Genomic DNA, 19,353 nt, shown 5'->3' on the forward strand with positions numbered 1-19,353 from the left:
GTGGCGCTGGTCCGGCTGACCCGGACCTTGTCTTTTTTGTCTGACGGTTGCAGCCAGGTTGCTGCGACGCGCCATGCACTGGGTAACGGCCAGCGCGGCGGCTTCTTGAGTGCGTTTCACGAGAAAAACCGGGGCGGGCGCAAACGATTACGTTGCTGCGTTGCAGCATGAACGCGTGTTTGGAACGCATGGCACAGAAGGTGGGGCGAGTCCGTGCGCGGTTGGTCGGGCGACACGTGCGGCGCAGGTACATTTGCGCGGCACGGAAAACATCTTTCACGGCCCGGTCGCCGTGGAAGGTTGATTACGCTTTCCCTGATGCGACGCGAATTTTGTCGGGCGTACGATCGCGATTCGATCAACGTTTCGTCGGGAGAAAGGCATGGATCGCCGCTTACGCTGGCTGGCCGTTACGCTGTCCTGTGCGCTGGCGGGCGCCGCGCACGCGCAGGCCCTCACCGGCACGCTGAAGAAGATCAAGGACACGGGCGTCGTGTCGCTGGGCATTCGCGAATCGTCGGTGCCGTTCTCGTATTCGGACAACCAGCAGAAGAACATCGGCTATTCGCGGGACATCGCGTCGCGCATCATCGACCAGTTGAAGACGGAACTGAACGCGCCGAACCTCGCCGTGAAGGAAATCCCGATCACGTCGCAGAACCGGATTCCGCTGTTGCAGAACGGGACGATCGATTTCGAATGCGGATCGACGACGAACACGCTCGAACGGCAGAAGCAGGCCGCGTTCTCGAACAGCATCTTTCTTTATGGCATCCGCTTCAGCACGCGCAAGGATTCCGGCGTGAAGGACTTCGCGGACCTGGCCGGCAAGACGGTCGCGACGACGGCCGGCACGTCGGACGAGCGCCTGCTGCGCAAGCTCAACGAAGAGAAGGCGATGAACATGACGATCATCAGCGCGAAGGATCATGCCGAAGCGTTCATGAACGTCACGACCGGGCGCGCGGTGGCGTTCGTGATGGACGAGCCGCTGCTGTACGGCGAGATCGCGAAGGACCGCAACCCGGGCGCGTACACGGTGACCGGCACGCCGCTCGTCCACGAGAACTACGCGTGCATGATGCGCAGGGACGATCCGGCGTTCAAGCATGTCGTCGACGGCGTGATCGCGAAGATGCAGACGTCGGGCGCGGCCGAGAAGCTCTACAACCAGTGGTTCACGCAACCGATTCCGCCCAAGGGCGTGAGCCTGAACTATCCGCTGTCGGCGGAGATGAAGCAGCTGTTCAGGAATCCGACGGATCAGGCGCAGTATTGATTCTGCCGTCGCAATGAAAAACCGCCGGCGTATGCCGGCGGTTCGCGCGTGCCGCGCCGAGCGGCGCGAAGCGTGTCAGGCCTTGATTTCCGGGCCGCGCGCGGCGGGGGCGGCAGGGGCGGCCGGCGTTGCCGGGGCCGTCGAACGCACCGACGGCTGCGCCGGCACGATGACGAGCACCGGCTCGGGCATGGCCCACGGCGCCATCGCGAAGCCGACGGGCTGCGGCACCGGCATCGCGAATGCATGGGCGAGCGCGATGTGCTGGAGCGCCATCATCTGCTGCTGCATCGCGACCATCTGCGCCTGGGCCGCCTGCATCCGGTACTGCGCGGCCTGCATGTGCCGCAGCGCTGCGGCGGGCGGCAGGCCGTCCGACGACGACGTCTGCATCTCGAAGCTCGCGCCGCCTTGCGGGCTGTGCCAGCTCCATGTGCTGACCTTCATCGGGCCGACGGCCGTCTGGACGACGCGCGTTTCGGCTTTCACGGGCACGGCCTGCCCGTCGACGTTGACGAACATCGGTTGGGCGGCCGCCGCGCCGGCCTGCCCGGCCAGGGCGAACACGGGCGCCAGCGCCAGCGCGCCCACCGCCATATACGAACGGAATCGCATCTTCGTATCTCCATCAAACGAGACTGATCGAATCAACAATGACGTGCGGCTCACCGAGTGAGCCATCCGGGACAATGCAGCCGTCGGCTTAAATCAACATTAAAACCGCCGCCGGCCGGCCCGGTCGGCGTATGTCAGGACACGCTCCGCAATCGGCATTCAACCTCGCCCGTGCCAGGGGAATCCTGTCGCCCGATGCAACAACAGGCACAATACGGAATTCGCCACGACACGCACGCGTGTTCGTCATTCGAACATCGCACGGCTGCGCCGCTGCTGTCCGACATCCTTCCCCGTCGTCATGAACGCCACGCTCACTCCCGCGCGCGAGTCGAATTCGCCGCGTTTCCTGCTGTTCCTGATCTGCCTGTTCGCGTCCGCCGGCCAGCTCGCGATCGACATCTACGTGCCCGCGCTGCCCGACATGGCACGTTCGTTCGCCACCACGCCGCAGGCGATCCAGTCGAGCGTGTCCGGCTACATGGCGGCCTACGCGCTCGGCCAGCTGATTTTCGGACCGGTCGCCGATGCCTACGGGCGCAAGCGCGTGCTCGCGTTCGGGCTCGTGATCTACACGATCGGCTGCCTGCTGTCGCTCGGCGCGCAGAACCTGGAGACGTTCGTGCTCGCGCGCTGCCTGCAGGGCTTCGGGATCGCGACCACCAACCTGCTCGCGAAGGCGATCATCACCGATTCGTTCTCCGGCCAGGCGCTGATGCACGCGTTCACGTACATGTCGATCGCGTGGGGGCTCGCGCCGATCGTCGCGCCGGTGATCGGCGCGCACCTGCAGGAATGGTTCGGCTGGCGCGCGTGCCTCGTGTTCCTGCTCGTGTACTCGCTGGTGATGTGGGCGCTGCTGTGGCGATACCGCGAAACCTTGCCGAAACCGGTGCATCTCGAGCCGCGCACGCTGATGACGAACGCGGGCAAGGTGCTGGCGAGCCCGGTGTTCCAGAGCTGCTTCCTCGCACAGGGGCTGTGCTACAGCATCCTGCTCGTGTTCAACATCGTCGGGCCGTTCATGGTGCAGACCACGCTGCACAAGCCGCCGACCTTCTTCGGCTATCTCGCGCTCGGGATCGGGCTGATGTATTTCCTCGGCGGCCTGTCGAACCGGATTCACCGGCCCGGGCTGCCGAGCGCCGAGCAACGGTTGCGCATCGGCGCGCGCGTGATGGCCGGCGCGTCGGTCGCGATGCTGGTGCTGGCACTGACCGTCGGGTTGCGCGTATGGACGCTCGCGACGCCGGTGCTCGTGATGGGTTTCTGCGCGGGCGCGATGTATCCGACGCTGATGGCCAAGGGCAATTCGCTGTTTCCGCATATCGCCGGCCTGACGAGCGCGATCCTCGGATGCGCGCTGCTGCTGGTGTCGTCCGCGATGATGGGGCTGGCCGGCTTCGTGTCGATTCACGTGCTGACGCCGCTCGCGGTGTTCTTCGTCGTGCTGTCGTGCATCGTCGTGTGGATGGTCACCAAGCTGTTGCGGTACCTGTCGCAGCAGCAGGCCCAGGCCGCGCCCGTTGCGTGCGGGCGCGAAGAGGCCGCGTAAGTGCCGCCTGTCGACCGGGCCGTGAGCCCGATCCTGCTGAACCGCGTCGCCCTGACCGACGCCGCCGATCTGCTCGCCGCCAACCGCGCGAGCCGGAGCCACCATCTGCCGTGGGTCGATTCGTTCACCGACCAGGCGGGATTCGACCAGTGGTTCGGCCGCTGCCTGACGGGGCCGAACGTCGGCCTCGTCGCGCGCGAACGCACGTCCGGGGCGGTGGTCGGTGTGGTGAACCTCAACGAGATCGTCGGCGGCGTGTTCCAGAGCGCGTATCTCGGGTACTACGGGATGGCGGCGTTCAGCCGTACGGGGCTGATGACCGAAGCCCTGCGCGCGGCGATCTGCGTCGCGTTCGGCGAACTCGGGCTGCATCGGCTCGAAGCGAACATCCAGCCCGGCAACCACGCGTCGATTGCGCTGGTTCGGCGGCTCGGTTTCACGAAAGAGGGTTTTTCGCCGCGCTATCTGCGCATCGGCGGCGAATGGCGCGACCACGAACGGTGGGCGCTGCTGGCCGACAGTGAGCCCCAAGCGCGCGCCTAACGCCCGATACCGGGCGATCTTCTTCCCGCCACCGGCCGTCTATAGCGGATGCGCCGTGCCGGCCTGCGTCAGCAGCGAAACGGCCGCCGGATCCGGCATCCCGTTCGAGTCGATTGCACCGGCTTTCGCGAGTGCGGCGAGATCGCTGTCGACACCCGGTTGCCCGACCGTGAACGATGTGGTCAGGAACGCCGGCGCGGTGAGCGCCACCGAATAGCGCTGCTGCAGGTTCGTCACCACGGCCGATTGCGCGGCCTGGACGGTGTTCGCGCTGTTCATCGCCTGCTGATAGCGCGAATTCCCCTGGAAATTGCCGATCAACGTGGCCGCGTTCGTGCCGAGCTGGGCGGCGAGATAGACCAGCATCAGCTCGGTCTCGGGCGTCGTGTTGAACGTGCCGCCCGCGTATGCGAGCGAATGCAGGCTCGTGCCGCCCGACGTCACCGTGATCACGCACGGCAGCGCCGCATTGACCGTCACGTTGTAGTTGCCGCCGCCATCCGTCAGCGTTGTTGCCGACCCTGCCGCGCAACTGACGGTTACCTGCGCGCTGGCGAGCGCGCCGCCAGTCGCGGCCGTGCCGGAAAGCGCGACCGTCTGCGTGTTGTTGTTGTTGTTGTTGTTGAAGCAGGCATCGACGCCGAAGCAGGCGTCGCCGTTGCATGCCTGGAGCGTCGCGAGGGTGGCGACGCAGAGCGTGCCCAGCGCGGGGCGGATGAAACGCGTGGGGCGAATGTTCATGGTCGCGGGCCTTGAGGAGAGTGGGGCAACCGGTGGGCACCGCAGAGAGGGTGCCGTTCATATTCTATGTCTCGAATCGGGAGGGTTGCTTGCCCGATTGGCCCGGTTGGCCCGGTTGTGGCCAGGGGCAGGCCGCCACCGAGCGTGTCATGCGCTGCACGGCTTTGCCGGCATCGCGACGTGACGACGACAGACTGAAATGACGAAGTCCGGAAGCCGGTCGGAAACCTTTCAGTTCCCTTCGCAATTGGTTATGCTGCGGGACGATTAAAACGATGAGAGATCGCGCCGCTTCCAATGAAGCCGGCGCGCCGTTTCCGACATGAACTTGAAACGACAGACGGGCCGGCCGTGCCCGCCGGGTGGCGAGGGCGATCCGGCATCGTCGGCAGGCACGAATCAGCGCGGTATTCGGCACACAGGCAGTACGAAGGCGCGCGGCATCTGGAGGGCCACCACGGCCTTGCTGGCAAGCGCGGTCGTTCTGTTCGGCGGCGCGGCCACGGCAGCGTCCGCCGAAGACGGCAGCACCACCGTCGCGGCTTCGCCGGCCGCCACGCTTTTCACCCCGACCCAGTCGGCCTGCACGCACGTGGCTGCTGCTGCGGCCTATCCGGTCGCCGCAAAGCCCGAAGCCGCCCCACCGTTGAAAGGCCGCGTGACGGACACGACGGGCGTGCTCGGCGCCGCGTGCGCATCCGAGCTGACCGACCGCCTTGCTGCGCTCGAACAGCAACTCGGCGTGCAGATCGCGATCCTGCTGGTCGGGTCGACCGGGCAGTCGACGATCGAACAGTTCGCGACCACCGTATTCGACCAATGGAAACTCGGCAAGGCCGAGGTCAACAACGGCCTGCTGCTCGTCGCCGCGCTCAACGACCGCACCGTACGGATCGAAGTCGGCTACGGGCTCGAAGGCACGATTCCGGACATCGTCGCGGGCCGGATCATCCGCGAGCGGATCGTGCCGGCATTCCGCGAGAACCGCATTGAAGCCGGCATCAGCGATGCGGTCGACGCACTGATACGCAACATGTTGCCGACGGACGTCGTTACGCCGGATCAGGCCGCACCCGCGGCAACGCCCGGCGGGCGCGACGACGCATACGAAACGGCCGCGGCGACCACGACGGATGCCGCGACCGAGCCAACTCGTGCCGCACGGGCCGGCGGCGAACAGTACCAGTCGAACGGCTTGCCCGTGCGGAAACGCGCGAACGCCGGCGGCGTGCGGTTCTGGTTCCTGCTCGGGGTGGCCAATGTGGTGCTGGGCGTGATCGCGCAGTGGCGCCAGCTGCGCCGCAGGGTGGCGCTGCTGGCCGCCTGGCTCGTGGCGGCCGTCGTGCCGATCGTGATGCTGCCGGTCGGCGCGATCTTCGACGGCAATTTCGAAGCCATGCTGGGTGCCGCGGCGTTCGTTCCTGCGGCGGCCGGTGTCGCGCCGTGCCTGCTCGGCATCCACCTGTTCCTGTCGGCGCGCGTGCGCAAAACCACGGCGATCGTGGGCGGAACGCTGTTCATGATCATCGCGATCGGGCGCGAGATGGACTATTCGGTCGGGGAAGTGCTGTCCGGTATTTTCGGCGTGCTGTGCGTGCTCGCCGCGATCTGGGCGAAGCTGATGGGCATCGGCTCGTCGTCGTCATCGTCGTCAGGCTCCCGGTCGGGCTCTAGCTCCGATTCGTTCCGCGGCGGGGGCGGTTCGAGCGGCGGTGGCGGCGCATCGGGCCGCTGGTAGCCACGCCGTGCGGCTTGTCCGCGCACCCGATTCTTTTCAACTACCGCTCCGTCTGGAGCGTTCAACCGGACACAACCGACGATGAAATGGTTTCGAATCCTGCTCGTGTGCTGCGTGCTCGCTCCGCTCGCGGGGTGCGGCTACAACGCGATCCAGTCGTCTGACGAGGACATCAATGCCGCGTGGTCCGAAGTGCTGAACCAGTACCAGCGACGGGCCGATCTCGTGCCGAACCTCGCCGCGTCGGTGAAGGGCTACGCGTCGCACGAGGAGCGCGTGCTGACCGAGGTGGCGTCGGCCCGAGCGCGCGTGGGTAGCGTGCAGATGACGCCGGAGATGGCGAAGGATCCGGCCGCGCTCGCGGCGTTCGACCAGCGACAGGGCGAGCTGTCGGGGGCGCTGAGCCGGTTGATGGTGGTGTCCGAACGCTACCCGGAACTGAAGGCGAACGAAGCGTTTCGTGATCTGCAGACGCAGCTCGAAGGTACGGAAAACCGCATCGCGGTCGCGCGCGGCCGCTACATCAAGACCGTGCAGCATTACAACGTGCAGATCCGCCAGTTCCCGGGCGTCGTGATCGCGAAGATCTTCGGCTACCAGCCGCGCCCGAATTTCGGCGTCGCGAACGAAGCGGCGATCTCGACCGCGCCGGCGCTCGATTTCTCCGCGCAGCCGCAGTCGCCGAAGGCGAAGGTGGCCGGCGAGTAAGGCCGGCTCACGCATTCACGTATTCAGGGCTTGCGCGCGGCCGCCTTCGCGAACGCGCCGCGCACCTCGAAGCGGATCGTATCGGCCACATTGCCGCGCGCATCGACGAGTTCGAGCCGGTGGCGGCCCGGCCATGGCATCCACGCGACGCGATCGGCATGCCCGATCACCTTGTCGTCGAGCCGCCATGCGAACTTCGTCGCGCGTCCGGCCGAGCGCTCGAACCAGATCCGCTGGTTCTTCGGCGGAATGTCCGGATCGATCGCGAAGATCGTGCCGTCGGTCGGCGTGCCGATCGTCAGCGGCGCGCGCGCGCCGTCCTTGCCCGGCGTGACGGGGGCGGCGAGCCGGATCGTGTCGACCGCCGTTCCCGCGATGAACCACTCGTTGCGCGACGGTTCGATATCGCGTTCGAACGTGATGCGGCGCGTCTCGACGCCGGCCGGCGCGCGCGGCGCACGGCTCGGCTGGTCGCGGTGCAGGTAGCCGACGACCGCCGACCACACCGGCGACGCACCCGTGACGCCCGACACGTCCCACATCGGCGAGCCGTCCGCATTGCCGACCCACACGCCGACCGTATAGCGCGACGTGAAGCCGACGGTCCAGTTGTCGCGCATGTCCTTGCTGGTGCCGGTCTTGACCGCCGAGAAGAAGCGCGTCGCGAGCGGATTGTCGAAGCCGAACGTGCGCACCCGTGCGTTGTTGTCGGCGAGGATGTCGGTCACGACGAAGCTGGCTGCCTCGCTGAACACGCGCGTACCGTCGGCCGCGCGGGCGGGTGACGCGGCCGATGCGCCGGCCGCACCGGCCGCCGGCGCCGGCACATCGACGACCTTGCGCGCCACGCCGCCGTTCGCGAGCGCGCGGTACGCGTTGGTCAGCGACAGCAGCGTGACGTCCGCGCTGCCGAGCGCGAGGCTGAAGCCGTAGTAGTCGCCTTCCTGCGCGAGCGGCAGGCCGAGCGCGGTCAGCGTGCGCGCGAAGCGGTGCGGCGTGACGAGCACGAGCGTGCGCACGGCCGGCACGTTCAGCGAGCCGCCGAGCGCGCTGCGCACGCTCACCCAGCCCTTGAAATCCTTGTCGTAGTTTTGCGGAATGTACAGTCCGCCCCCGGCGGCGAGGTTGATCGGCGCATCGTCGAGCAGCGACGCGGCCGTCAGCCGTTTCTCGTCGATCGCCTGCGCATACAGGAATGGCTTGAGCGTCGAGCCGGCCTGGCGCGGCGCGAGCACGGCATCGACGTCGCGTGCGCCCGACAGCGCACCGGACGAGCCGACCCACGCGCGAATCTCGCCGGTCGCGTTGTCGATCACGACGACCGCGCCGTCCTGCACGTTGCGCCGGTGCGCGGGCGCGTTGAGTTCGGTCAGCGCGCGCACCAGCGTGTCGCGCGCGAAGCGCTGCAGCGGCGCATCGAGGGTCGTGCGTATCTGCGCGCCGGCCGTTGGCCGGACCTCGGCCGCGATGCGTCGCGCGAAGTGCGGGGCGAGGGCGGCGCCGTCGTCGCGCGCGGCGCCGGACGGACGCGCGATGACGAGCTGCACGTAGCCGTCGAGCGACGCGCAGCCCTGCTCGGCATGCATGTCGCGCAGGATCCGGCATGCCCGTTCGGCGACTTTCGCGGAGGTTGCGTTGGGTGCGCGCACGAGCGCGGCGGCGATCGCGGCTTCGCGGGCATCGAGGCCCGACGGCGCCTTGCCGAACAGCACTTGCGACAGCGCGGCAAGGCCGATCGTCTCGCCGCGGAACGGCACGAGGTTCAGGTATGCCTCGAGCACCTGGTCCTTGCGCCAGCCGCGTTCGAGCAGCAGCGCGTTGACCGCCTGCGACGCCTTCTGCGGCAGCGAGCGCTGGCCCGAGCGGCGCGGCGAATCGCTGAGCAGCCCGGCGAGCTGCATCGTGACGGTCGATGCTCCGCGCGTGCGCTCGTTCCACAGATTGCCCCACGCGGCGCCGGCGATGCCGCGCCAGTCGACGCCGCTGTGGTCAAAAAAGCGCTTGTCTTCGGACACGACGATCGCCTCGCGAAACGCGGGCGACACGTCGGCGAGCGACACCCAGTCGCCGCGCCGTTCGGTGAGGTCCACGCGCGTGCGCTGCAGCGGCGTGCCGTCGCGCGCGAGCAGCACCCAGTCGGAGCTGCGCCAGTTGCGACGCACGTCGTCGTAGCTCGGCAGCGCATGCGCGACGAGCGGGGCGGCCAGCACGATGGCGACGAATACGCGGCCGGCGAAACGCGCCGGCCGCGGCAATACCAGATCGATCATCGCTTACTCGTTACTTGCCCGCTTCAGCCGGCTTCACGGTCATCGGCGGGTTCGGCCACAGGCCGTACACGGACGGCGCGTACAGCGCCTCGACACGCGTGGGCGGCAGCCCGAACGTGCCGACGTTGTTCAGCCGCACCGTGTACTCGACCGAGAATTTGCCCTTCGGCAGGTAGTCGTAGTACGCGCGATAGCCGTCGAAGTCGCGCTCGATGAACGCCGGCCACGCACCGTCCGGCGTCTTCTCGCCCTGGGTCGCGGCTTCGGAGTCGCGGCCGAGGCCCGAACCGAGGATCGTCGAACCGGCCGGCACCGGATCGTTGACGACGACCCACGTCATGTCGCTCTGCGCATCGATGTCGAGATGCACGCGCACGACGTCGCCGCGCGTCAGCACGCCCTTGACAGCAGGCGACACGGGCGTGACGGTCTTCGTGATCCGGTAGCCGGCCGCGAACGGCGCACGCAGCGGCACCGCCGCGAGGCTTTCGATCGTGGCCCACGGGCGGCCCGTGCCGTCCTGCGTGACGGACAGCGTGGCCGGCGCCTGCGACGCACGCGGCCACGGCAGCATCACGCTGCGGGCCGCGGCGGCGCGGGTGGCCGGGGTGGCCGGGGTGGCCGACGCCGGCGTGTCGGCGGGCGTGGACGCGGGGGCCGACGCCTGCGACCACGAGATCGTGCGCGCGTCGCCGCCGAGCGCGACCTTCGTCGCGCCGGCCACCGGCGTGCTCTCGTAGGTGCGCGAGAAGCGCTCGACCGCGAGCAGGCCGAGCGCGTTCGACGTCGTGGTCTGCCATGCGCCCTGGCGCTGCAACGCGAGCAGGCCGGCCGTTACGCGCGGCATCTCGTCCTTCCACCCCGGGTCGCCGGCGAATTCCAGCGCGAGCCGTGCCGCGTTGGTCTCGTTGCTGGTCATCAGCCACCACAAGTCGTCGTCGCGGGCGGTCGAGAACACGAGCTGCGTGCCCTGGTACGTCAGGCGGGCCCGCAGGATCTGTTCGACCTGCGCGCGTTTCTCGTCGCGTTGCGGGATGTCCTTCACGCGCGTCAGGATCGCGTGATAGTCGATCACCGCGGAAGTCGGCCACTGGTTCGGCGCGATCTCGATCGAGCCGAGCATGCGGCCCTGCGCGGCGCCGTAGCGCGACAGCGCCTCGATCGCGGCCAGCTTGCGCAGGTCGCGATCCTGGCGCGGCGCCCACGGGTTGCGCTCGAGGCGGCCGTCGACGAAGCGCGCAAGCCCGGCCTCGAGCTGCGAGCGCAGGTCTTCCGGCAGCGCGAAGCGCGGGTCGAGACGGCTCGCCTCGTCGGACACCACGAGCAGGTACGACGACAGCGTCGCGCTGCCGGCATGCGAATCGTCGGACGACGGCGGGAAGTAGCTCGCGAGCCCGTCGCTGTCGAGATAGACGGGCATGCGTGCGATCAGCGCCTGCCATTGCGCGGGGTCGCGCAGGCCGATCGCGCGCGAGGTCTGCTGTTCGAGGCAACGGTACGGATAGCGCTCGAACCAGCGTTTCACGCCGGGCAGCCCGTCGGCAAGCTTCGACTGCAGCGACACCGCGATGCCGCCGCGCGGCAGGCCTTGCGCGTTGTTCGCGGCGCCGGCCGGGGAGGCGATCGGCACCGTCAGCGTGCCGTCGACTTGCGCGAGGGTCGCCTGCTGCACCGTGACCGGCAGCGCGGGCACGACCTTCTGCGCGACCGCCAGCGCGTCGGACGCGCGCTTGCCGCCTTGCTCGGCCGCTTCGATGCGCCAGTTCAGCGCACCGGCCGCGTCGAGCGCCTGCTCGGGCACGGTGATCGTCCACGCGACCTCGGTGGCCGTGTTGGCCGCGAGCGAGACGGTTTGCGGCGCGACGTCGAGGCCCGTCACGCGCGGCGTCACGACGACCTGCATCGCGCGGTCGGTCGTGTTGCGCAGCGTGACCTGCGCGCGGAACGCGTCGCCTTCGCGCACGAGCGGCGGCAGGCCGGAAATCAGCTGCAGATCCTGCGTGCTGCGGATCGACGTGCTGCCGGTGCCGAAGCGGTCGGGGCCGACTGCCGCGATCGCGACGATCCGGAAGCGTGTGAGCGCGTCGTTCAGCGGCACCTCGACGGTCGCGCTGCCATTGGCATCCAGCGTCACGCGCGGATTCCACAGCAGCAGCGTGTCGAACAGCTCGCGCGTCGGCGCGCTGCCGCCGCCGCCGCCCGCGGGCACGGCCTTGCGGCCGAAGTGGCGGCGGCCGACGATTTCCATCTGTGCCGTGGATGTCTCGACGCCGTACGCGCGTCGGCGCAGCATCGCGTCGAGCAGGTCCCAGCTGTTGTTCGGCATCAGTTCGAGCAATGCCTCGTCGACGGCCGCGACCGCGATCTGCGTGCCGGCAGGCGCCGGTTGGCCGTTCGGCAGCGTGACCTTCACGTGCGCCTGCGCCTTGCTGCGCACCGTGTAGCGCGTCGCGTCGGTCGTCACGGTCACGCCGAGACGGTGCACGCCCGTGCCGACCTTGATCTCGCCGAGACCATAGCGGAACGCCGGTTTCGACAGGTCGACGAACGCGGTCGGCGCTTCATAGTGACGGCCTTCGCGCCAGAACGCGCGCGCCCATTCGACCGGCGCCTTCCAGCCCCACGTGAAGAACGAGTACCACGGCACTTCGCGAATCCGGCCGCGCAGCGCGAGCACCGATACGTAGACGTTCGGCCCCCACGATTCGCCGACCTTCAGGTCGACCGTCGGATTCTTGCCGTTCAGCTCGACGATGTGCGTTTCCATCACGCCGCCGCGTTCGACCGCGACCAGCGCGGTCGCGTAGCGGAACGGCATGCGTACCTGGAAGCGGGCGGTTTCGCCTGGCTCGTATGCGGTTTTCTCGGGGATCACGTCGATCCGGTCGGTGTTGTCGCCGCCGAACCAGAGTTCGTCCTCGCGCGTGACCCACACCGACGTCGACGCGTTCGACGTGTGGCCGTCGCCGTCCTTGGCGACCGCGATCAGCTGCACGTTGCCGGCCTGTTCGAGGGTCGCGTCGCAGGCCATGCGGCCCTTGTCGTCGGTCTTGCCCGAGCACAGCACGCCGAGGTCGCGCGTGTCGCTCTTGTTGTCGTACGCATAGAAGCCGCCGACCATCCGCTTGCGCGACGACGTCGTGATGCGCGCGATGCCCTTGATCTCGATCGGCACCGACGCGCGCGGCTTGCCTTGCAGGTCGACCGCCAGGGCTTGCACGGGCACGCGCTGGCCGACCGATACCCAGCGGCCTGCCTTGATGCCGGCCACGACGGCAGCCGGCCACAGGATCGCGTCGCCGCGAATCGTCTGCACTTCGCCGTTCGGGTCGGCGAACGTCGCTTCGAGTGCGATGCGCTTCGGCGCGTCGACGTCGGGCAGGCCCTTGAGCGTGACCGAGCCGGCACCGTTGCGGTCGAGCGTCAGCGGCAGCTTGTCGGCGATCAGCTTCGTCGCGTCGGGATCGTTGTTCGACGTCGATGCGTTGTCGCCGTCCTGCGAATCGTCGTCGGCATTGCCGTCGCTCGCTTCGGGGCGATACGGCGTGAAGCTGAAATCCTCGAAGCGATCGGCGAACGGCGGCGACGCCCACTTCATCAGCGCCGATACCTGCACCGGCAGGTTCGATGCGCCGCCGCCCGATACGTAATCGATCTGCACCGCGAGCGGCGCTTCCTTCACGGCGACGAGCGGGCTCTTCTGCGCGTCGCGCGCGCCGATCGAGCCCTTCAGCACCGGCAGGCGGAACGCCTCGACGCGGAAGCTGCCGCTGTAGTAGGTGGCGGTCGGTGCGTCTTCCGGGCCGCCTTCGAGCTCGACGCTGTATTCGCCGAGCTTCGCGGCGGCCGGCAGCGTGAACTGCGTGTCCGCGCTGTGATCGGCTGCCCACGTGAGCGGCAGCTTGTAGGTCTGGCCCGTGCCGAGATGGCGGATCGTCACGCGCGTCGGGTATTGCGACGGGAACGCGAGGCTTTGCAGCGTCTCGGCACGGATGAAATGCTTCATCGACACGGTTTCGCCGGCGCGCAGCAGCGTGCGGTCGAAGACCGTGTGCGCGCGCACGGTGCGTGCGCTGTCCGTGTCGGTCGGCACGTTGAAGCGCCACGATTCGATTCCGCGGTTCCAGCCCGAGCTGACGAACGCCATGTCGGGGCCCGTATTCGGATCGTTCACGCGGGCCGACACGAAGTAGTCGTCGAAGCGTTGCTCCGAATCGGACGAGCTGCAGGCGCGCTTCGATTCGAACGCGCCGTCGATCTTCAGCAGGCCCTGCGCATCGGTCTTGCCGGACGCGATCTCGTCGCCGTTGCAGTCCGACACGCGGATCTGCGCGTTCGGCACGGGCTTGCCCTTGTCGAGCGTCGTGACCCACACGAGGTTGTTTTCGCGGCCCTGTTTCAGGTGCACGCCGAGGTTGGTGACGAGCACCGTGGTGCGCACGTACATGCTCGACGGCTTCGCGAGCAGCGAGCGGCCGAGCGCGGGCGACGCGAGTTCGAGCACGTAGAAGCCGGGCTTGTCGATCGGCACGCCGACGACTTCGAACGGGCGCAGCGCCTTCGGGTCCGCCTTCGGCAGCGTCAGTGCCTGCACGCCGGGCTGGCCCTTGAGCAGCGTCAGCGAGCGCACGTCGATGCGGCGATCCTTCGGCGCGGGCGCCTTTTCGCCGGCTTCGCGCGGCACGTACACGGGATGCTGGCCCTTGCGTTCGAGCAGGCCGGGAATCTGGCGGTCGATCGCGCCGGCCGTCATCGACCAGTTGTCGAAGCGGTCGACCGTGCGCATCCACTGGCGGATCGCGGTGTCGTCGTCGACCTTCAGGTTCGAGAACTGCGCGCCCTGGGTGTTGAGACCGTCGATATGCAGGTCGGCCTCGACGTTGCGCAGCGTGACGGGCACGAGCGCGGGCGAATCGGGTTCGGCGAAACGCTCGACGATCCCGAAGGTGCCCGACGAGAATTTCGCGAGCGGCGGCATCGGCGCGGTGCGCGTCGCGAGCGGGAACAAGTCGGCGTTCGACAGCGGCCGGTCGGTCACGTCGCGCAGGCCCGACGGCAATTCGATCGTCAGGGCGGCCTGTTCGGGCAGCGGCGGGTTGAACGTGACGGTGGTGACTTCCTCGCTCTTGTCGTCGGCCGCGAAGGTCGGCGCGAGCGTTCCGTCAGGGCCGCGCAGCTTGATCGCCTCGGCGTGCTTGCGCGAGATCGGCGCGTTGAACGACAGCGTCAGCGGGCGCAGCGGCGTGCAGGGCGCCTTCGCGTTCTCGCGTTCGCACGAGAAGCTCGCGGCGAACGGGGCGCGCACGGTGAAGTCGAAGCGGCGCTCCGTTTCGTTCGGAATGCCGCTCGGGCTCGTGACGCCCTTGCCGTACACGAGCTGCATCTTCGCGCTCGCCGGCAGTGCCTGCGCGCACGACAGCGTCAGCACGCGCGCGGCATCCTTCTTCAGGCCGAAGTGATCGAGCAGCGCGTTGCGCGCATCGTCGTCGGCGGCCGTGACGGGAATGCGGTTGCCGATGCCGGCCGCTTCGCACCAGATGTTCGCGAGCGCCGAGCGCGGTTCGGCCGGGCCGTTCAGCTTCAGCACGAACATCTGCCGTTCCTCGATCTCGCGCGAGCCGGGGCGCACGTTCACCGGGAACGGGCCGCCCGTCTGGAACGTGAAGCGGCGCGGGCCGCTGGCCGCGTTGCCGGCGACCGAGCGCAACGTGTCGTTGAGCGCGACCGAGCAGCGCACGCCGGGCGGCAGGTCGTTTTCGAAATCGTAAACCCAGGTCTTGTCGTCGAGCCAGTGGCCCTGGCCGCGCGCGGCCGTGGAATCGTTGCAGGTCACGCGTGCGGGATTCGGCGCGGAGGCCGAGCCGAACGCGACCATCGGTTCGTCGAACTTGACGACGGTCTGTCGGACCTCGGTGACGGTGCCTTGCGGCGACACGCTCACCGTGCGCGCCGCGCCCGCATGCAGCGACAGTGCGGTGGCGCCGCCGAGCGCCGCGACGGCGCCGATGCGCCAGAGCAGCCGGGTGGTGGGGTGGGTTCGGTTTGCTTTGTTCTGTTTGTCGTGCTGCTTCATCGCTCGATCGCCCTCGGAGGGAAGCTTTCTGTTTGATTGCACGCGATTCTAACCGACCGACCTGCGCGCGCATCGCGCTGCACAGTGTGTCGTCGGCGTGCGACACTGGGGTGCGTGCCGCAGATTTGTCGCGTCAACGACACAAAAATGCAGCGAAATGTCGATTGTCTCGGATTGCGGAACATTTAATGGACTATAAAAAGATTGTTCGATCCGATTTGTGCGCGTACATTTCAGGTCCGCGCCAATGTTTGAGAAATATCAAGCGTGGTTTTCCCGAATCCGGTGTTCGAGAGAAGGAAACATGCACAACGACAACACTCCCCACTCGCGTCGCTCGGGCGACGCAGCCGTAACAGGCATCACACGGCGTCAATGGCTGCAGGGCGCACTGGCGCTGACGGCGGCGGGCCTCACGGGCTCGCTGGCGTTGCGGGCCCTGGCCGACGATCCCGGCACCGCGCCGCTCGATACGTTCATGACGCTCTCCGAAGCAGTGACAGGCAAGAAGGGGTTGAGCCGCGTGCTCGGCCAGCGCTTCCTGCAGGCGTTGCAGAAGGGTTCGTTCAAGACGGCCGACAGCCTGTCGCAACTCGCCGGCGCACTCGCGTCCGGTTCGCTGAATCCCGACCAGGAAGCACTCGCGCTGAAGATTCTTGAAGCGTGGTATCTCGGCATCGTCGACAACGTCGTGATTACCTACGAAGAAGCATTAATGTTCAGCGTCGTATCCGATACGCTCGTGATCCCTTCGTATTGCCCCAACAAACCCGGCTTCTGGGCCGAAAAACCGATCGAGAGGCAAGCCTGATGGCCGATACCGATACGCAAAAGGCCGACGTCGTCGTCGTCGGATCGGGTGTCGCAGGCGCGATCGTTGCACACCAGCTCGCGATGGCGGGTAAATCCGTGATCCTGCTGGAAGCCGGCCCGCGCATGCCGCGCTGGGAAATCGTCGAGCGCTTCCGCAACCAGGTGGACAAGACCGATTTCATGGCGCCGTACCCGTCGAGCGCGTGGGCGCCGCATCCGGAATACGGCCCGCCGAACGACTACCTGATCCTGAAGGGCGAGCACAAGTTCAACTCGCAGTACATCCGTGCGGTGGGCGGCACGACGTGGCACTGGGCCGCGTCGGCATGGCGCTTCATCCCGAGCGACTTCAAGATGAAGACCGTGTACGGCGTCGGCCGCGACTGGCCGATCCAGTACGACGACATCGAGCATTACTACCAGCGCGCCGAAGAGGAACTCGGCGTGTGGGGCCCGGGCCCCGAGGAAGACCTGTACTCGCCGCGCAAGGAGCCGTACCCGATGCCGCCGCTGCCGTTGTCGTTCAACGAGCAGACGATCAAGAGCGCGCTCAACGGCTATGACCCGAAGTTCCACGTGGTGACCGAGCCGGTCGCGCGCAACAGCCGCCCGTACGACGGCCGGCCGACGTGTTGCGGGAACAACAACTGCATGCCGATCTGCCCGATCGGCGCGATGTACAACGGCATCGTGCACGTCGAGAAGGCCGAGCAGGCCGGCGCGAAGCTGATCGACAGCGCGGTCGTCTACAAGCTCGAGACCGGGCCGGACAAGCGCATCACCGCCGCGGTCTACAAGGACAAGACGGGCGCCGACCATCGCGTCGAAGGCAAGTACTTCGTGATCGCCGCGAATGGCATCGAGACGCCGAAGATCCTGCTGATGTCCGCGAACCGCGATTTCCCGAACGGTGTCGCGAACAGCTCGGACATGGTCGGCCGCAACCTGATGGACCACCCGGGCACCGGCGTGTCGTTCTACGCGAACGAGAAGCTGTGGCCGGGCCGCGGCCCGCAGGAGATGACGTCGCTGATCGGTTTCCGCGACGGCCCGTTCCGCGCGACCGAAGCCGCGAAGAAGATCCACCTGTCGAACATGTCGCGCATCAACCAGGAAACGCAGAAGATCTTCAAGGCCGGCAAGCTGATGAAGCCCGAGGAGCTCGACGCGCAGATCCGCGACCGTTCCGCGCGCTACGTGCAGTTCGACTGCTTCCACGAAATCCTGCCGCAACCCGAGAACCGCATCGTGCCGAGCAAGACGGCCACCGACGCGGTCGGCATCCCGCGCCCCGAGATCACGTATGCGATCGACGACTACGTGAAGCGCGGCGCCGTGCACACGCGCGAGGTCTACGCGACGGCCGCGAAGGTGCTGGGCGGCACCGAAGTCGTCTTCAACGACGAGTTCGCGCCGAACAACCACATCACGGGCGCGACGATCATGGGCGCGGATGCACGCGACTCGGTCGTCGACAAGGACTGCCGCACGTTCGACCATCCGAACCTGTTCATCTCGAGCAGCTCGACGATGCCGACCGTCGGTACGGTGAACGTGACGCTGACGATCGCGGCGCTGGCGCTGCGGATGTCGGACACGCTGAAGAAGGAAGTCTGACCGTGCGGAAATCTACTCTCACCTTCCTCCTCGCCGGCTGTCTCGCGCTGCCGGGTCTCGTACGCGCGGCCGATGCGGCCGATCCGGCGCTGGTCAAGCGCGGCGAATATCTCGCGGTCGCGGGCGACTGCATGGCGTGCCACACCGCGAAGGGCGGCAAGCCGTTCGCGGGCGGTCTCGGCATGCCGGTCCCGATGCTCGGCAAGATCTACACGAGCAACATCACGCCCGATCCCGACACGGGCATCGGCAACTGGTCGGCCGAGGACTTCGAGCGCGCGGTGCGCCACGGCGTGTCGAAGAACGGCGACAACCTGTATCCGGCGATGCCGTACGTGTCGTACGCGAAGATCAACGACGACGACGTGCAGGCGCTGTACGCGTACTTCATGCACGGCGTCGAGCCGGTCAAGCAGGCGCCGCCGAAGAACGAGATCCCCGCGCTGCTGAGCATGCGCTGGCCGCTGAAGATCTGGAACTGGCTGTTCCTGAAGGACGGTGTCTACCAGCCGAAGCCGGCGCAGAGCGCCGAATGGAACCGCGGCGCGTATCTCGTGCAGGGCCTCGCGCACTGCAGCACGTGCCACACGCCGCGCGGCATCGCGATGCAGGAGAAGTCGCTCGACGAGACGGGCGGCAGCTTCCTGTCGGGCTCGGTGCTCGCGGGCTGGGACGGCTACAACATCACGTCCGACGCCAACGCGGGGATCGGCGGCTGGACCCAGCAGCAGCTCGTCCAGTACCTGCGCACCGGCAGCGTGCCGGGTCTCGCGCAGGCGGCCGGCCCGATGGCCGAGGCGATCGAGCACAGCTTCTCGAAGATGACGGAAGCCGACATCGGCGCGATCTCGACGTACATTCGCACGGTGCCGGCCGTCGCCAGCGGCGATGCGAAGCAGTCGCGCGCGTCGTGGGGCAAGCCGGCCGAAGATGGCCTGACGCTGCGCGGCGTCGCGCTCGCGTCGTCGGGCATCGATCCGGCCCGGCTCTATCTCGGCAACTGCGCGACCTGTCACCAGATGCAGGGCAAGGGCACGCCGGACGGCTATTACCCGCCGCTGTTCCACAACTCGACGGTCGGCGCATCGAATCCGACCAACCTCGTGCAGGTGATCCTGAACGGCGTGCAGCGCAAGGCCGGCAGCGAGGACGTCGGGATGCCGGCGTTCCGCCACGAGCTGTCGGATGCGCAGATCGCCGCGCTGACGAACTACCTGACCGGGCAGTTCGGCAATCCGGCCGCGAAGGTGACCGAGCAGGACGTCGCGAAGCTGCGTTGAGGCGGCGCGTGACGAAGCAGGGCGATAACTGACAAGAGGAGGAGCACAGCACATCGGGTTGTTGCCCGATGCCGGTTGTTGCAGAGCGGGGCGGGCGGCGCAGGCGGCCGCCCGTCCTGGT

General features: G+C 67.8%; 13 protein-coding genes. 8 read left to right on the forward strand and 5 right to left on the reverse strand.

From position 1 onward, the window contains the following. The first annotated feature begins 382 nt into the window (after positions 1 to 382). Positions 383 to 1,279, forward strand: a complete 897-nt coding sequence (locus LGM56_RS03905) for a glutamate/aspartate ABC transporter substrate-binding protein (protein ID WP_226202935.1) — start codon at positions 383 to 385, stop codon at positions 1,277 to 1,279. A 75-nt stretch (positions 1,280 to 1,354) separates the two neighbouring features. Here the strand turns inward: LGM56_RS03905 and LGM56_RS03910 are convergent, their stop codons facing one another. After that, complete coding sequence (locus LGM56_RS03910) at positions 1,355 to 1,894, reverse strand: hypothetical protein (RefSeq protein WP_226202937.1); 540 nt, start codon at positions 1,892 to 1,894, stop codon at positions 1,355 to 1,357. A gap of 301 nt (positions 1,895 to 2,195) precedes the next feature. Between LGM56_RS03910 and LGM56_RS03915 the strand changes: the two genes are divergently transcribed. Both LGM56_RS03915 and LGM56_RS03920 read left to right on the forward strand, forming a co-directional pair. After that, positions 2,196 to 3,449 (forward strand): multidrug effflux MFS transporter, encoded by a 1,254-nt coding sequence (locus LGM56_RS03915; protein ID WP_047849804.1) that lies wholly within the window; start codon positions 2,196 to 2,198, stop codon positions 3,447 to 3,449. A gap of 21 nt (positions 3,450 to 3,470) precedes the next feature. Continuing rightward, positions 3,471 to 3,992: a GNAT family N-acetyltransferase gene (locus LGM56_RS03920; protein ID WP_226202939.1), complete on the forward strand. Its 522-nt coding sequence runs from the start codon at positions 3,471 to 3,473 to the stop codon at positions 3,990 to 3,992. A 39-nt stretch (positions 3,993 to 4,031) separates the two neighbouring features. On the opposite strand, the gene LGM56_RS03925 is transcribed toward LGM56_RS03920, so the two are convergent. Beyond that, positions 4,032 to 4,733 carry a hypothetical protein gene (locus LGM56_RS03925; RefSeq protein ID WP_226202941.1) on the reverse strand — a complete coding sequence of 234 codons (702 nt, stop codon included), beginning with the start codon at positions 4,731 to 4,733 and terminating at the stop codon, positions 4,032 to 4,034. Between the two features lie 399 nt (positions 4,734 to 5,132). After that, positions 5,133 to 5,321, reverse strand: a complete 189-nt coding sequence (locus tag LGM56_RS36910) for a hypothetical protein (RefSeq protein ID WP_226202943.1) — start codon at positions 5,319 to 5,321, stop codon at positions 5,133 to 5,135. 70 nt (positions 5,322 to 5,391) lie between these two features. Here LGM56_RS36910 and LGM56_RS03935 point away from each other — a divergent pair, with 70 nt between their 5' ends. Then, complete coding sequence (locus tag LGM56_RS03935; RefSeq protein WP_226202945.1) at positions 5,392 to 6,471, forward strand: TPM domain-containing protein; 1,080 nt, start codon at positions 5,392 to 5,394, stop codon at positions 6,469 to 6,471. 81 nt (positions 6,472 to 6,552) lie between these two features. Further along, positions 6,553 to 7,179, forward strand: coding sequence for a LemA family protein (locus tag LGM56_RS03940; protein ID WP_089496751.1), 627 nt, complete (start codon positions 6,553 to 6,555; stop codon positions 7,177 to 7,179). Positions 7,180 to 7,202: 23 nt separating this feature from the next. Here LGM56_RS03940 and pbpC read toward each other — a convergent pair whose 3' ends face one another. Beyond that, complete coding sequence (gene pbpC, locus LGM56_RS03945) at positions 7,203 to 9,449, reverse strand: penicillin-binding protein 1C (RefSeq protein WP_226202947.1); 2,247 nt, start codon at positions 9,447 to 9,449, stop codon at positions 7,203 to 7,205. A 10-nt stretch (positions 9,450 to 9,459) separates the two neighbouring features. Further along, positions 9,460 to 15,522 carry an alpha-2-macroglobulin family protein gene (locus LGM56_RS03950; protein ID WP_226202949.1) on the reverse strand — a complete coding sequence of 2,021 codons (6,063 nt, stop codon included), beginning with the start codon at positions 15,520 to 15,522 and terminating at the stop codon, positions 9,460 to 9,462. 304 nt (positions 15,523 to 15,826) lie between these two features. On the opposite strand from LGM56_RS03950, the gene LGM56_RS03955 reads away from it, so the two are divergent. From LGM56_RS03955 to LGM56_RS03965, 3 genes are read left to right on the forward strand one after another with little or no spacing between them, the layout of a single operon-like run. After that, on the forward strand, positions 15,827 to 16,333 hold the full coding sequence (locus LGM56_RS03955) for a sugar dehydrogenase complex small subunit (protein WP_089442267.1): 507 nt from the start codon (positions 15,827 to 15,829) through the stop codon (positions 16,331 to 16,333). Next, positions 16,333 to 17,952 (forward strand): GMC family oxidoreductase, encoded by a 1,620-nt coding sequence (locus LGM56_RS03960; RefSeq protein WP_226202952.1) that lies wholly within the window; start codon positions 16,333 to 16,335, stop codon positions 17,950 to 17,952. The genes LGM56_RS03955 and LGM56_RS03960 overlap by 1 nt, the downstream gene beginning before the upstream one ends. A gap of 2 nt (positions 17,953 to 17,954) precedes the next feature. Further along, complete coding sequence (locus LGM56_RS03965) at positions 17,955 to 19,232, forward strand: cytochrome c (protein ID WP_089496755.1); 1,278 nt, start codon at positions 17,955 to 17,957, stop codon at positions 19,230 to 19,232. Positions 19,233 to 19,353: the final 121 nt, after the last annotated feature.

Origin of the sequence: Burkholderia sp. AU38729 (assembly GCF_020419725.1) — a bacterium.
GTDB lineage: Bacteria > Pseudomonadota > Gammaproteobacteria > Burkholderiales > Burkholderiaceae > Burkholderia.